The 14,552-nt window shown below is 64.8% G+C and carries 17 protein-coding genes; 11 read left to right on the top strand and 6 right to left on the bottom strand.

The window, feature by feature from the left end:
* Both B4A72_RS14515 and B4A72_RS14510 read right to left on the bottom strand, forming a co-directional pair.
* Positions 1-369: FAD-dependent oxidoreductase (locus B4A72_RS14515; RefSeq protein ID WP_292978939.1), on the bottom strand; the 369-nt coding region annotated here is incomplete at its 3' end.
* A gap of 14 nt (positions 370-383) precedes the next feature.
* Positions 384-1,595, bottom strand: coding sequence for an MFS transporter (locus B4A72_RS14510; protein ID WP_292978937.1), 1,212 nt, complete (start codon positions 1,593-1,595; stop codon positions 384-386).
* Between the two features lie 168 nt (positions 1,596-1,763).
* Here B4A72_RS14510 and B4A72_RS14505 point away from each other — a divergent pair, with 168 nt between their 5' ends.
* The gene (locus tag B4A72_RS14505; RefSeq protein WP_292978935.1) at positions 1,764-1,886 is read left to right on the top strand and encodes a hypothetical protein; all 123 of its coding nucleotides are present in this window, start codon (positions 1,764-1,766) and stop codon (positions 1,884-1,886) included.
* 7 nt (positions 1,887-1,893) lie between these two features.
* On the opposite strand, the gene B4A72_RS14500 is transcribed toward B4A72_RS14505, so the two are convergent.
* From B4A72_RS14500 to B4A72_RS14490, 3 genes are all read right to left on the bottom strand, one after another.
* Positions 1,894-3,075, bottom strand: a complete 1,182-nt coding sequence (locus B4A72_RS14500) for an ABC transporter substrate-binding protein (protein WP_292951991.1) — start codon at positions 3,073-3,075, stop codon at positions 1,894-1,896.
* Positions 3,072-3,659, bottom strand: coding sequence for an ANTAR domain-containing response regulator (locus B4A72_RS14495; RefSeq protein WP_292978933.1), 588 nt, complete (start codon positions 3,657-3,659; stop codon positions 3,072-3,074). The genes B4A72_RS14500 and B4A72_RS14495 overlap by 4 nt, the downstream gene beginning before the upstream one ends.
* A 177-nt stretch (positions 3,660-3,836) precedes the next feature.
* Positions 3,837-4,715: an NAD(P)/FAD-dependent oxidoreductase gene (locus B4A72_RS14490; RefSeq protein ID WP_292951985.1), complete on the bottom strand. Its 879-nt coding sequence runs from the start codon at positions 4,713-4,715 to the stop codon at positions 3,837-3,839.
* Between B4A72_RS14490 and B4A72_RS14485 the strand changes: the two genes are divergently transcribed.
* The 3 genes from B4A72_RS14485 to B4A72_RS14475 are packed head-to-tail and all read left to right on the top strand — an operon-like array spanning position 4,696 to position 6,483.
* A complete protein-coding gene (locus tag B4A72_RS14485) occupies positions 4,696-5,355 on the top strand; it encodes a PepSY domain-containing protein (protein ID WP_292951982.1) in 660 nt (219 codons plus the stop codon). The genes B4A72_RS14490 and B4A72_RS14485 overlap by 20 nt on opposite strands.
* A 7-nt stretch (positions 5,356-5,362) precedes the next feature.
* On the top strand, positions 5,363-5,947 hold the full coding sequence (locus tag B4A72_RS14480; protein ID WP_292978931.1) for a cytochrome b/b6 domain-containing protein: 585 nt from the start codon (positions 5,363-5,365) through the stop codon (positions 5,945-5,947).
* On the top strand, positions 5,944-6,483 hold the full coding sequence (locus B4A72_RS14475; RefSeq protein WP_292978929.1) for a helix-turn-helix transcriptional regulator: 540 nt from the start codon (positions 5,944-5,946) through the stop codon (positions 6,481-6,483). The genes B4A72_RS14480 and B4A72_RS14475 overlap by 4 nt, the downstream gene beginning before the upstream one ends.
* Before the next feature lie 2 nt (positions 6,484-6,485).
* On the opposite strand, the gene B4A72_RS14470 is transcribed toward B4A72_RS14475, so the two are convergent.
* Positions 6,486-7,298, bottom strand: coding sequence for an IclR family transcriptional regulator (locus B4A72_RS14470; RefSeq protein WP_292951973.1), 813 nt, complete (start codon positions 7,296-7,298; stop codon positions 6,486-6,488).
* Positions 7,299-7,390: 92 nt separating this feature from the next.
* Here B4A72_RS14470 and B4A72_RS14465 point away from each other — a divergent pair, with 92 nt between their 5' ends.
* The 7 genes from B4A72_RS14465 to B4A72_RS14435 all read left to right on the top strand — a co-directional run bounded on the left by B4A72_RS14465 (position 7,391) and on the right by B4A72_RS14435 (position 14,532).
* Complete coding sequence (locus B4A72_RS14465; protein ID WP_292978927.1) at positions 7,391-8,308, top strand: polysaccharide deacetylase family protein; 918 nt, start codon at positions 7,391-7,393, stop codon at positions 8,306-8,308.
* A 102-nt stretch (positions 8,309-8,410) separates the two neighbouring features.
* Positions 8,411-9,916, top strand: coding sequence for an ABC transporter substrate-binding protein (locus tag B4A72_RS14460; RefSeq protein WP_292951967.1), 1,506 nt, complete (start codon positions 8,411-8,413; stop codon positions 9,914-9,916).
* Positions 9,917-9,937: 21 nt separating this feature from the next.
* Entirely contained in the window at positions 9,938-10,858 is a 921-nt protein-coding gene (locus B4A72_RS14455; protein WP_292951964.1) for an ABC transporter permease, read from the top strand.
* 10 nt (positions 10,859-10,868) lie between these two features.
* A complete protein-coding gene (locus tag B4A72_RS14450; RefSeq protein ID WP_292951961.1) occupies positions 10,869-11,735 on the top strand; it encodes an ABC transporter permease in 867 nt (288 codons plus the stop codon).
* 12 nt (positions 11,736-11,747) lie between these two features.
* Complete coding sequence (locus tag B4A72_RS14445; protein WP_292951958.1) at positions 11,748-12,527, top strand: SDR family NAD(P)-dependent oxidoreductase; 780 nt, start codon at positions 11,748-11,750, stop codon at positions 12,525-12,527.
* Positions 12,524-13,543, top strand: a complete 1,020-nt coding sequence (locus B4A72_RS14440; protein WP_292951955.1) for an ABC transporter ATP-binding protein — start codon at positions 12,524-12,526, stop codon at positions 13,541-13,543. Before B4A72_RS14445 ends, B4A72_RS14440 begins: the two co-directional genes overlap by 4 nt.
* The gene (locus B4A72_RS14435; RefSeq protein WP_292951952.1) at positions 13,540-14,532 is read left to right on the top strand and encodes an ABC transporter ATP-binding protein; all 993 of its coding nucleotides are present in this window, start codon (positions 13,540-13,542) and stop codon (positions 14,530-14,532) included. Before B4A72_RS14440 ends, B4A72_RS14435 begins: the two co-directional genes overlap by 4 nt.
* The last annotated feature ends 20 nt before the right edge of the window (positions 14,533-14,552 follow it).

Below are 14,552 nucleotides of genomic sequence, written 5' to 3'. Positions count from 1 at the left end.
GCCGGGCAGATCCTTGCCCGCCACCGGGATGATGAAGGGGGCCGAGCCCGTGGCGATCACCAGCGCGTCATATTCGGCGCTGCTTTGGTTCGAATGGACCACGCGCGCGGCGCGGTCGATCCGCACCACCGGCTGGCCAAAGCGGCAATCGACGCCATGGGCCGCATACCAGTCAGCATCGTGGGTGACGATGTCGTCATAGGTCTTGTCGCCCGACAGGACCGGCGACAGCATCAACCGGTTGTAGTTGCCGCGCGGCTCGCCGTTGAACAGCGTCACCTGCCAGGCGTCCGGGGCGGTTTCAAACAGATGTTCCAGCAAACGGCCCGAGGCCATGCCGGCGCCGATAACGACCAGTTTCTTCTTCATGGCGACAGATCCTTTCAGGCGGCTTGCATGGCGGCGGGACGGCCCATGCGACGGACCGAGGCGTGCATCCACAGCGCACAGGCGGCGACCAGCACGAACAGAACCATGAAACAGCTGGACCACAGCCCGGTCTGATCCTTCAGCCAGCCGAACAGCAGCGGCAGCGCGAAGCCGCCCAATCCGCCGATCATGCCGACCAGGCCGCCGACGGCGCCGACATTGTGCGGATAATAGCTTGGGATATGCTTGTAGACGGCGGCTTTCCCCAGGCTCATCACGAAGCCCAGAATGAAGATCACCACCAGGAACACCGGCAGGGTGACCCCCGCCGGGATCGACAGGATCGCGGTCGCCGCCAGCGACACCGCGAAGGTGGCATACAGCACCCGGCGCGCCCCGATCCGGTCGGACAGCACGCCGCCATAGGCGCGGAAGATGGAGGCCGGGATCGAATAGGCCGCCCCGACCATGCCCGCCACCTTCACGTCGAAGCCATAGACACCGATCAGGTAATGCGGCAGCCACAGCGCCAGCGCGACGAACGCGCCGAAGGCGAAGAAGTAATAGGCCGAGAAGCGCCAGACCTGAAGGTTCCTCAGCGGCGCGAATTCGGCGCGCAGGCTGCGCCGGGATGCCGCGCTGCCGCGCCGGGCGGCGGTGACCGGATCATCCTTGCTGAGGAACCAGAACAGCACGGCCGTCACGGCCAGCGCGAGGGCCCAGATTTGCGCCGTGGCCTGCCAGCCGACGGCAACCATCACGAAGGGCGCAACGAATTTGGTCACCGCCGCGCCGACATTGCCGACGCCGAAAATGCCAAGCGCGGTGCCCTGCTGCGCATCGCGATAGAAGCGGGACACATAGGCCACGCCGACCGCGAAGGACCCGCCCGCAAGACCCACGCCAAGCGCGGCCAGCAGCATTTGCGGATAGGTCGTGGCCCATGACAGCAGCAGCGTCGCCAGTGCGGCGCTCAGCATGTTCAGCGTATAGACCAGACGCCCGCCCAGTCGGTCGGTGGCAACGCCCAGAACGATCCGGCTCAGCGAGCCGGTCAGGATCGGCAGCCCCACCAGCAGGCCGAACTGCGTCTCGGACAGGCCAAGCTGCTGGCTGATCTGGATGCCGATGATCGAGAAGATCGTCCAGACGGCGAAACAGATGGTGAAGGCAAGGGTGGACAGGCTCAGCGCGCGGCGTGAATCCTGCTGCGAAGGATGGGACATGAGATGCTCCGATGGCTGGCGTGGGACGGATCGCGCAGACATCCATCGTGGCTCCCAGAGGGAGGTCCGCGGCGGAACGCGCAATCAGGCTGTCAGGGGAACCGCGTCCTCGCGGAAATCGTGCGCAACGTTGCGAACGGGCCTGTGGCGCGCCATTGCGTCCTGGCCATGTCCTGCATCTTCACGCTTGTCCGGCGGCAGGGCAAGCGGAACACCGCGATCGCGACCGATGCCACCGGGGAAAACCGCGCGGCGCATCAAGTTTTTGCGGCGGATGCGGTGATTGCCTGAAAAGTGGTCAGTTTATGGATGAATCCGGGATCGGCGGCTCGAACACGAAGCCGTCGAAGAAGCTGTCGGCGCGCAGGATCATCTGGCCACGCTCGGCCGCGACGGTGCGATCTTCACCGATCATCCCCTCCAGTCGCAGCGACGCGCCGGGCAGGGACGCGCCTGCCGGTCTCAGGTGCCGGCGATAAAGATCGGTGCGGAAATGCCCCATCGCGCGCTGCATCGCGCCCTCGGGCGGCAAATCGTGGCGCAGTGCGATATTGCGCGCGATCAGCGCGGCCAGGCTTTTCCAGGGAAAGCTGGCCGCTCCGGCATTGAACGCCAGCAGGCGCGGGACCGCGCGCGCCTCGCCGGCCGGGGAAACCAGCAGCCGGCCGGTCAGCCCGCGTTCAACAAGTTCGGACGGCAGATCCAGATATTCGGCGCGCGACACGATCTCGGCGGCGGTGCCGCGATGGTCGGGTTCATCCAGCCAGCGCCCCGCCCGCCAGATCGCGCGCATCAGCGCGCCGGTCTGCCCGGGCCGGGTTTCGGCGAAGTCACGCCGCAGGACCAATCCCTTTTCGGGCGGCGAGGTCCAGATCGCCGTGCCCGGCAGCAGCAGCGCGGCGATGCCGCGTTCGACCGCAAACGAGGCCCAGGGTTCGCCCACGCAGAAGGCGTCGATTTCGGCCGCCGCCAGCGCATCGGCCATCATCGGCGGCGGCACGGTCTTGAGATGCAGATCATCTTCGCTGAATCCCGAAGCGCCGAGCCAGTGGCGGATCAGTTCAAGCTGGGTCGAGAACATGAACGGCACCCCCACCCGCAGCGGCCCGGTGATCGCGCCGCGCAAGGCCCGGCCCGCCGCCCCGGCGTCGGAGAAGTCAAAGCCGTGACCTGCCGCGCGCAGCCGGGTCTCGATCGCGGTGCTGACCCCCACCGCCTGGCCGCCATGCGACAGAAACATCACCAGATCGAGGTCGGGCAGGCGCGGCCCCAGCCCAAGCGCCTGACCGATCGGCATCGGGACCAGCATATGGGCCGCGTCGATCAGCCCCGCGCCCAGCATGTCGCGGCCCTGCGCCCAGGCCCCCAGCCGGATCAGATCCAGTTGCAGCCCTTCTTCGGCAGCAAAACCCAGCTCGCGCGCGACAATCAGCGGCGCCGCGTCAACCAGGGGAAGATAGCCTAGCCGCAGCGCGATCATCGCCCCAGCAATCCCGCCGCCGTCACCAGTTGCTGCGCGATTTCGCCGATGCGCTTGCCCTGATCCATCGCCGTCTTGCGCAGCAGCGCATAGGCCTCGGCCTCGTCGATGCCGCGCGCCTTCATCAGCACGGCCTTGGCACGATCCACGATCTTGCGGTCTTCCAGCGCGGCACGGGTGGCGGCCAGTTCGGCCCGCAATTGCCGCAGGATATGAAAGCGCGCGACGGCGGCGTCGATGATCGGCTTCAGGCGGTCCGGGCGCAGCCCGTCCACCACATAGGCCGACATCCCCGCCTCGATAGCCGATCGCGTCAATTGTTCGTCCGAACGATCCACGAACATCGCCACCGGCCGTTCGGCCGGACCAGAGGCCAGCGCAAGTTCCTCGAGCATGTCGCGCGACGGATTGGCGATGTCGATCAGGACCACGTCCGGGCTCAGTTCGGCCACGCGCCGGGCCAGCGCCGAATGCTCGGCCAGGATGCGGATATCGTGATCGCCGACGTCGCCCAGCCCGTCCGCGATCGCCCGCGCCCGGTCGGGATCCGATTCAACGACGACGATGAGAAGTTTTTTCAGCATGGCGACCCGATCACGCTTCTCGCGTTGGCACAGGCAGCCCTGCGACGCAAGGATGTCCGGCACCCGTGACCATGCCTTTCGCCCCGATGCACCTTGTTTGCCCAGATCTGCCTGCCGAATGCGGGGCGCATCGGCACCGGGACGGACGACCTGCGATCCGTCGCCATGGGCAGGTCATTATTCGCGTGGGGTTCCCGGCAGCGCATTGTGGATCGCGGTCGCGGCCACGGCGGCCTGACCCATCGCATGGGCGATCTGATCCAGCCCGTCGGTGATATCACCGATGGCATAGACTCCGTCGATGCTGGTTTTCAGTTTTGCATCGCCGATGATGCAGCCCGCATCACCAAGTCCGACGCCCAGCGAACCGGCCAGTTCCGAATGCGCGGAGGTGCCCAGGGCGACATAGAGCGTGTCGAAATGGTGCGTCTGGCCGTCTTCCAGCGTCACGACGACCTGCGAATCCGTCAGAGCCAGACCTTTCATCGGCGCGTCCAGGGCGCCGATCCCGTCCCTTGCGCGCGCCGGAATCCCCTCGGGCGGGATCAGCGTCACCGTCGGGGAATAGTCGCGAACGAAGCGCGCCTCGGCCAGGCCATGCGCGCCGTTCCCCAGGACGGCGACACGCTTGTCGCGAATTTCATAGGCATCGCAGACCGGGCAATAACGGATCAGCCCCTGCGCGACGCCCCGATCGTGGTCGCTGGCCGACAGCGGCGGCCGATGGTTGACGACCCCGGACGCGAAAATGACGAAGCGCGCGGTTTCGGTCCGGCGGTCGGCCGTGACCCGGAACAGGTCGCCCTGTTTCTGGACCGCCTCGACCGTCGCGTTTTCGATCCTGGCACCGTAAAGTTCGGCATGCGCGCGCATCCGGTCAAGAAGCTCCTTCCCGGAAATGCCGTCCGGAAAGGGTCCGAGATTATGGGTTTTCGGGATCATCCGCGCCCGCCCCGCTCCGGCGTCGAAAACCGTGACGCGGCGCAGGAACCGGGCAAGATAGAGCGCCGCGGTCAGTCCCGCCGGGCCTCCGCCGATGATGATGCAGTCTTCCATGTCCGGCCTCTTGTTCTGTCACGCCATTCCTATAGCCAAACACCGGCCGGGCAAGCGAAGCTATCGTGATCGTCACGGCCAAGGGGGCCGCGACGCGGGGCCGAACCCGAATGGCGTTTCAGACACCTGCCCCCAGTCCCGGCTCAGCGAACGGCAGAGCGGCGCGCGGGATGATCCCGCGCATCTTCGGTGGTCCTTCCCCCTGTCGCGATGGCCGTTTTTCCGCAACAGTCGCCCCCATTTCGGCGAAATGTCGTCGGGCCGGCCCCATACGCTGACGCTTATGCCGGCTTGCATAAGCCCGCCGTGCCTGTTTTTCCCCGGCGGACAGGAGCATCTGCACCGGACCGTCGCGATGTCGTCGCGACTCAACCTGAAAGGATACCAAATGCGCAAGTTCCTGATTGCCACCGCGATGGTCGTGGCACTTCCTGCCTTTGCCGCCGAAGTCACCCAGGGCGCCCAGCTGGGGAAAACCATGGACGAGGTCAAGGCCGGCCTTGTCGGGATGGGCTACGAGGTCCGCAAGGTGCAGATGGAGGACGGCAAGATCGAGGCTTATGCCGTCATGGGCAAGACGCTCAACGAGGTCTACGTCGATCCGGCCACCGGACTCGTGACGAAAATCCTGTCGAAGTGATGCCGTCATGCTGGGAAAACATGATCTCGGCAGCGGGCGCGAAAGCGCCCGCACCGACAGGACGGTTCAGGTCTGGGATCCGCTGGTCCGCCTGATCCATTGGGGCGTGGTTCTGATGGTCGTGATCAACGCGGCCATTGTCGCCAAGGACAGCCCCCTTCATCTGTGGGCTGGCTATACGATGCTGGTGCTTGTCGGGGTCCGATTGCTTTGGGGAATCATCGGCTCGCGCCCTGCGCGGTTTTCGGCCTTCCCGCCAAATCCGTTCCGGGCGCTAGGCTATCTGAAAGAGATGCGCCGGGGAGACAAGACCGTGCACCTGTCCCACAACCCCCTGGGAGCCTTGATGGTCTATAATATCTGGGCGACGCTGCTGGTCATCGCAGCGACCGGCTTCATGATGGGGACTGCCAGGTTCTTCGGTGTCGACTGGGTCGCGCAGACCCATGATCTGGCCTATGATTGGCTGTTGATTTCAATCACGGCACATGTCCTTGGCGTTGTCTTCGACACATGGCGTTCGGGTGTCCCGCTTGTGCAGGCGATGATACACGGCCGCAAGCGCATCCCGAATGATAGACCGGTCGAATGAAAAACAGTTTGCAGCGATCCAGAAACGACAAACGGCGGGCGGTGACGCTCGCCGTGATCATTCTGTTGCAGGCGCTGAGCGCGGCGTTCTTCTTCAGCGATGTCGTCTCTGATTTCAAGGAAGACACCTATCTCAGCGAAGCCCATTTCTACATGGAGGCGGTTGCTTCTGTCGTCTTGATCGCCGGTGTCGTCTTTCTGATGATCGAACTGCGGGCGGTCATGAGCCGCATGGAAGAATTGGACCGCGGCCTGCGCGGCGCGCGCGGCGAGATGGCGCAGATAATCGATGCCTTCTTCGAGGAATGGAATCTGACGCCATCGGAAAAGGATGTGGGACTGCTCATTCTCAAGGGGTTCGACAATGAGGCGATAGCAGAGTTTCGCGGCACCGCGACCGGAACCATCCGGGCGCAATCGACGCGCATCTATTCGAAGGCAGGCGTGGAAAGCCGCGCACAATTGTTCAGCGTCTTTCTTGAAGAACTTCTGGCCGGAGAGGATCGCCTGGTCGAAGCGAAATCAGAGGCCCGATAGCCTCAGCGATCATCACCTGAATTTCCCTGCTCCATGGATGCGGCCTGCACCGTCGCGGCTGTGACCAGCGCCGTCTGAATCTTTCGGCCGGCCTCCTGCAACATCGCCAAGAGAACGCGCTCGCGGCCCAGGTATCGCGTGCTGGGCATTCCCAGGTTCAGCGCGGCAACTACCCTGCCGCTCGCGCCGCGAAGGGGAATGGCGATGCCGGTCGATCCGGTGACGAACTCGCCATCATTCACGGCATGACCCTGCCGCCGGACCTGATGCAGCAAATCGCGCAGGACGGCCGGCCGGGTTTCGGTGCGCGGCGTATAGCCGAGCATGGTCACCCGCGCGAAATAGGCGTTCACGACCTTGCCCGGCGCATAGGCCAGCAGCACGCGGCCGCTGGCGGTGCAATGGGGCGTGATCGCCGCGTCGATATGGACATCATAGCGCACCGGATTGCGGCTCACGACTTTCGACAGCCGCCTGATTTCGCCGCCCGCCGTCAGGATCGACAGGATCACCGTCTCGTCGCTGTGATCGCGCAGTCGCATCATCACGGGCATCGCTGCATGGACAAGCGCGTTCTCGTTGCGGCGAAACGGAAAACCGTGCCGGCTTTCCTCGACCAGAACGAACCGGCCGTCGGTGCCCTGATGGACATGACCGCGCGCGACAAGCGTGTGAAGAAGTGCGTGCAAGCTGCTGCCGGGCAGCGACATGTCACGCGAAACCCGTGCCAGGCCGACAGGCTCCCGGCAATTTGCGAGATAGGCGATGAGGTCCAGGACCCGACCGGCGCTTTTCACTTCCTTATTCACATACATGAATGAAACCGCGATTTAGCCGCTTGTCCAGATCCCAGTCGGGGCTAGGGTCGAAGTCAGGATGAATGCGCCGAAGCGCCCTGTGACGGGAGATGGCAATGGCCGGAGATTCGACCGATCCCTGGACCTGGCCCGAGGAAACCTGGCGCCGGAAGGCAGGTCAGGCGGCCGCCGGGCGGTCACTGCGGCCCGAAACGTGGAAAGACGGCGCGACATGGGCCGTCGCATTGTCTTTCGACAGCGATCACGAGACGTTCGAATTGCGCAACGGCGGAAATTCGGTCGGTCGCATGTCGCAGGGCGCCTATGGCGCAAGGCGAGGCATCGAACGGATCCTGCGCGTGCTGGATCGGGCCTCGGTCCCGGCATCCTTCTTCATGCCCGCCGTTGCCGGCCTGCTGCATCCCGACGAGGTGCAGGCAGTCACCGGTGCCGGGCACGAAATGGCGATCCACAGCTGGATCCACGAGATGAACTCCCGACTCGATCATGCGACCGAGCGAGAGCTGTCGCTGCGCGCGGCCGACGCGCTGGAACGGCTGACGGGAACGCGGCCTGTCGGAATGCGGACGGCGTCGTGGGATTTCAGTCCCCATACCCTGTCGATCATCCGCGAGATGGGTTTGCTCTATGATTCCTCGCTGATGGCCGATGACGACCCCTACGAGATCCTGGATGGCGATGAGGCGACCGGGATCGTCGAGGTTCCGGTGGAATGGATCCGCGACGACGCGCCCTATATGGCGATGGACCGGATGAGCCATGCCCGCCCCTATGCCGGCCCGGCGATGGTGCTGGAGATCCTGCTTCGGGAAATGGAGCTGGCGCAGACCGAAGGCGGTCTGTTCCAGGTGACGATGCACCCTCATCATATCGGCCACCGCTCGCGTATCTTCGTGCTCGAAGAGGTCATCCGGGCCGTGCAGGCAAAGGGCGGTGCCTGGGTGGCCACCCATGCCGAGATCGCCCGCTATTGCGCCCGGGAGGCCGGGCTGACCGGCTCGACCTGAGCGCAAGCGGCGGACAGCGAAGGAAAAGACAGAACCGGGGCTACATCCGGCAAGACCAAAAAGACCAACAAGAAACACCGACCAACCAACAGAGAGGACGCCATGAGACCGAGACTTTCAGTAAGGCTTCTTGCCTCGACATTGCTGGCCGCGGTGCTTGCCGCCGGACCGGCGCTGGCCCAGACCAAGGAATTGCTGACGATCGACCTGCCGGGCGATCCGGCGACGCTTGATCCGCACCTGCAGTGGAACACCGACAGCTATTCCGTCTATCGGAACATCTTCGACAACCTCGTGACACGGAACGCCGAAGGCGAGATCGTCCCGCAGATCGCGACCGGCTGGACGCAGGACGACGACACGACCCTGACCTTCACCATCCGCGACGACGTCGCCTTTCATGACGGCACGTCCCTGACGGCCGAGGACGTGGCCTATTCGATCAATCGGATCATCGATCCCGACCTGAACAGCCCGCAGCTGTCGCAGTTCAACCAGATCGAGAGGGCCGAAGCGATTGATCCGACCACCGTCAGGATCACCACAAAGTCGCCCTATCCCGCGCTTCTGGCGCAACTCGTCAAGCTTTCGATCGTGCCCAAGGCCTATGTCGAGGCGGTCGGGGACGAAGAATTCAACCTGAAGCCCATGGGCAGCGGCCCCTACAAGCTGACCGCATGGCGGAAGGGCGTCGAGACCGAACTGGAAGCTTTCGCCGATTACTGGGGCGGCCAGCCACCGTTCGAGCGGGTGCTGTTCCGTGCCGTGCCCGATGTCTCGACGCGGATTGCCGATCTCAAGACCGGCCAGGCCGACCTGATCCGCGACGTGCCGCCGGATCAGGCATCCAGCGTCGACGGGGCAAGCGGCGTGAAGCTGCTGTCGGTGCCGACCGAACGGGTCGGATATCTCTATATCAACGCGCAGGCCGGGCCGACGGAAGATGTGCGCGTGCGTCAGGCAATCGCCTATGCGCTGGACCGCCAGACCCTGATCGATGCGTTGCTGGAAGGCTATGCCTCGCCGGTCAACATTCTCGGGGCACCGCCGATCTTCGGCTATACCGACCAGATCGAAGGCTATCCCTATGATCCGGACAAGGCCAGGGCGCTGCTGCAAGAGGCCGGAGCCGAAGGCGCGACGCTCGAATTCCTCACGTCACCCTCGTATAATCAGGCGATGGTCCAGGCGATCCAGCAGATGCTTCAGGATGTCGGGCTTGATGTCTCGATCTCGTCCAGCGACCAGGCGACCTTCCTCAAGCGGCGGCAGGGCGATCCCGAGAATGCCGGATCATTGGCGATCGGGGCCTGGTCCTGCGCCTGTCAGGATGCCGACGGCATCATCTTCCCGCTGTTCCGCACCGGCAGCATCTGGGCCAAATATTCCAATCCGGCATTCGACGAGGCGGTGGATGCCGCCCGTTCGACGCTGGACGAGGCAAAACGCAAGGCCGAATACGAAACCGCCTACCAGATCCTGCGCGAAGACGTGCCTGGACTGGGCCTCTATCAGGTCTATGCGCTCTATGGCGCCAGCGAACGGCTGCAGTGGCAGCCGACCGCAAACGAGTCGATGTTCGTCATGGACATGAGCTGGTCCGAATAGCAGCCAGGGGACATCAGGGCCATGCTGCGCTACATCGTCAATCGCCTGTTGCAGGCGGTCATCGCGATCTTCGGCGTCCTCACCATCGTCTTCGTCGTGATGCACCTGTCGGGCGATCCGACCCTTCTGCTGGTCCCGCAGGATGCATCGGCCGAGGTGATCGCCAACCTGCGGCGTCAGCTGGGGTTCGATCGGCCGATCGGCGTGCAATATCTGGATTACCTGGGCGATCTTCTGCGTCTCGATTTCGGAACGTCCGTCGTGCAGCGCGTCCCGGTATCGCAGATCGTCGCCGCGCGCGTTCCCTATACAATCGAACTGGCCGCAGGCGCCCTTGCGGTCGCCTTGGGCCTTGGCATTCCGATCGGCGTGGTCATGGCGACCCGGCGTGGCGGCTGGATCGAACGCGGCCTGACCGCGGTGGTTGTGACCGGTCAGAGCGTGCCGACCTTCCTGTCCGGCATCCTGCTGATCGCGATTTTCGGCGTGCTGCTGCGCTGGCTGCCGACCTCGGGCACGGGCAGCATTTCGGCCCTTGTCATGCCGTCGATTGCTCTTGGTTCCGTGTCGATGGCGACGTTTGCACGGATGACGCGCATCGCGATCCTCGACGAACTGGGCAAGGATTACGTGCGTGCCGCGACGGCGCGGGGAATGCGGATGGATCAGACCATCCTCCGGCACGTGCTTCGAAATGCGTCAATCCCGCTCATCACCATCACGGCGCTCGAGATCGGCAATCTGCTGGCAGGCGCCGTGATCATCGAAACCGTCTTCGCATGGCCCGGCATCGGCCTGCTGGCCATCCAGTCGATCCAGGCGCGGGACTTTCTGGTCGTCCAGATGATCGTGTTGCTGATTTCGGTGGTCTACGTGCTGACAAGCGTGCTGGCCGACCTCATCTACGGCTTCGTCGATCCGCGTATCAGGCTGATGCGGTAGGAGCAGCGACATGGCAATCATCACCTTCCCCCTTCCCCGGCCGCGCCTGCCGCAGATGCCGCTATCGGTCGTCCTGGTCGCGATTCTGTTCGTCGTGATCGTGGTGCTGGCCGTGCTGGCACCCTGGATCGCGCCGCAAGATCCCAACGATCAAAGCCTTCTCGCGCGGCTCCGGCCGCCGGGCTACACCTATCGCGACGTCACTTATCTTCTGGGAACGGACGATCTGGGTCGCGACCTGCTGTCCCGCGTGCTTTACGGTGCCCGCATCTCGCTTGCCGTGTCGGTCCTGTCGGTCGCGGTGTCCACGGTCGTGGGCGTGTCGCTGGGAATGGTGGCCGGCTGGTATCGCGGCTGGGTCGAGACCCTCATCATGCGCGCCGTGGACATCATGATGTCGATCCCGGCGATCCTGCTGGCCGTCCTGACCGTGGCGGTGCTGGGGCCGGGCTTCATCAAGCTGGTGCTGGTCCTGGGACTGACCCGCTGGCCACGCTACACCCGCGTGGCATTCGGTCAGACGCTGACCGTCGCGGGACTTCCGTTCATCCGCGCATCCGAATTGGCGGGTGCAGGCGCCGGGCGCATTCTGATCCACCACATCCTGCCGAACATCGCCGGTCCCATCCTGATCGTCGCAACGGCCGAATTCGGCCTCATGATCCTGTTCGAGAGCGGCCTTTCCTTCCTGGGCCTCGGCATCCAGCCGCCAACCCCGTCATGGGGGTCGATCATGAGCGTCGGACGCCAATATCTGGAACGGGCTCCGTGGATCGTCTTCGTGCCGGGCGCCTGCCTTTTCCTGCTCGTCTTTTCCGTCAACGTGCTGGGGGACTGGCTGCGCGACTGGATCGATCCGCGCTCCCGGTCCCGCTGAAGGAGAATATCCATGAACATCGACTTTGCCGACAAACGCCTTGTCCTGACCGGCGCCGCGGGCATCTTCGGGCGACGCATCGCCAGGTATTTCGCGCAACGTGGCGCAAGACTGTGCCTGTCGGATCGCCGCGCCGATGCGCTGCATTCCATGGTCGCCGATCTGGAACCGGATCCGTCCCGCATTCTGGTCCACGAGACCGAACTGACACGGCAAGCCTCGATGGACGAACTGGTCGCCATGGTCGCTCGCGAATGGGGCGCGCCGGATATCCTGGTCAGCAATGCGGGCATCTATACGCGTTTCGACCTGATGCAGATGGACCTTTCGGACTGGGATCTGGTGATGGACGTGAATGTCCGCGCCCCCTTCTATCTTGGGCGTGAAATGGCCAAGCTGATGATAGCGGAAGGCGTGAAAGGCAGCATCATCGACATTTCGTCGGGCGCGGCGCGGCAGATGAACACCACCGGCGCGCCCTATTGCATCTCGAAAACGGCAGTGGACCGGTTGTCCAAGGGCCTGGCGCTGGCATGTGCGCAGCACGGCATTCGCGTCAACGTGGTCGAGCCCGGCTTTGCCCAGGGCAGCGAAGTCAGCCATCTGGACCGGGACTATGTCGCGCGGATGCTGGAACGGATCCCCCTGGGACGCGAGAGCGGCCCCGAGGACGCGCCGGCGGCGATCGCCTTTCTCTGCTCGGAGGCGGCCGGATTCATCACCGGTGCCACGCTCAGCGTCGATGGCGGCAACTCGATCGGCACCTATCAGCGGCCACGGGCGCCGGAATGAGCGACGGGACCGGCAGCGACGGGGCCCGCACCCTGACGGCAGAGGGCCTGAGCGTCGAGATCGGCGGCGCCCGGGTCGTCGACGATGTCTCTTTCATCGTGCGGCCGGGGCGGGTCATGGCGCTGGTCGGCGAATCGGGTTGTGGCAAATCGCTGACCGCCTATGCCATCCTGGGTCTGCTGCCGCCCGCCGCGCGGCTGGCTGGCGGACGCATAAGGCTGGGCGACACCGAATTGTTGGCTCTGTCCAACAGGTCGCTGCGCCACATTCGCGGCCGCGAGATTGCGATCATCTTCCAGGAGCCTTCCGCCTCGCTCGACCCTCTCACGACGATCGGCAGCCAGGTGGCAGAGGCCTACCGGTTGCATCACGATGTCGGCCGGGCCGAGGCGATGGCCAAGGCGCGCGACATGCTGGCCGATGTCGGCATTTCCGATCCGGACCGGCGTCTGCATCAATATCCGTTCGAACTGTCGGGGGGCATGTGCCAGCGGGTGATGATCTCGATCGCGCTGATCAACAGCCCCAAGGTGCTGGTCGCGGACGAACCGACGACGGCGCTGGACGTGACCATCCAGGCGCAGATCCTGGACCTGATGAAGAAGCTGGTGGCCGAGCATCACACCTCGATCGTGTTTATCACCCATGACATGGGGGTGGTCGCCGATATCGCCGATGAGGTTGCGGTGATGTATGCCGGCCGGATTGCCGAGATCGCGCCGGTGCAGGCGCTGTTCTCGTCGCCCAGGCATCCCTATTCCGCCTTGCTGCTGGCAAGCGTGCCCAGGCTGGATGCGGCGGCCAAGGCCGAGTTGCCGACCATCGAGGGGACGGTGCCGACGGCCGAGGAATTCGGGCCGGGCTGTCGGTTCGCCGATCGCTGTCCGCTTGCCGACCAGCAATGCAGAACGGAACAGCCGCCGCTGTTCGATTGCGGCACCGGACACCGCGCCGCCTGCTGGCACATCGACCGGATCGGCGAATTGTCGAAACAGGGCACCAGGGTGACGGCATGAGCGACGGGGAAAGGGCCGGATCGCCGGTGCTGGAGCTGCACGACGTCGCCGTATATTTCGGCGGACGCAAAGGACTGCTGGACCGCGAACGCCCGGTGATCCGCGCCGTGAACGGCGTTTCCCTGACGATCGGCCGCGCAGAGACGGTGGCGCTGGTCGGCGAATCCGGCTGCGGCAAATCGACCCTCTCGAACGCCATCGTCGGTCTGGAGCCGGTGCAGCCCGGCGGCAGCATCCGCATCGGCGGCGACGAGGTGACGGGCGCCTCGCGGCGTGCCTTGCGCGACATCCGCCGTCGGGTGCAGATGATCTTTCAGGATCCGGCCCTGTCCCTGGATCCCCGCGCGACCATCGGCGCCGCCATCGCAGAGCCTTTGCTGGTGCGCGGCGTGGCCCGCGGCGCGGCCTTGAAGGCGCGCGTGGCCCGGCTTCTGCGTCAGGTCGGACTGCGTCCCGAATTCGCCAGCCGCTATCCGCATCAGTTCTCGGGTGGGCAGCGTCAGCGGGTGGTGATCGCCCGGGCGCTTGCGCTGGAGCCCGATCTGGTGATCTGCGACGAGCCGGTCAGCGCGCTGGACGTGTCGGTCAGGGCGCAGATCCTGAACCTGCTTGTGGAACTTCAGCGGCGGACCGGCGTGTCCTACCTGTTCGTCAGCCACGATCTGGGCGTCGTGCGCCACATCGCCGATCGCGTGGTGGTCATGTATCTGGGACGTTTCGTCGAAATCGCCGAGCGCGAGACCTTCTTTGCCAAAGCCCATCACCCCTATACCCGCGCGCTGATGTCGGCCGTGCCCGAGCCGGATCCCGTTCTGCAGCGCGGCAAGGAGCGGTTTCCGTTGCACGGCGAACTGCCAAGTCCGGCGAAAATTCCAAGGGGCTGCGCCTTTCATACCCGTTGCCCGCTGGCCACCGAAATCTGTTCGCAGTCCCGGCCCGAGCTGACACCGCGTCCTGACGGCGCTTTCGTCGCCTGCCATCACGTCTGAGCGGACCGAGACAGCGAGAA

It is taken from the genome of Paracoccus sp. UBA5162 (genome assembly GCF_002413585.1).
GTDB lineage: Bacteria > Pseudomonadota > Alphaproteobacteria > Rhodobacterales > Rhodobacteraceae > Paracoccus.
This window is presented reverse-complemented; position numbering and strand designations above follow the sequence as displayed.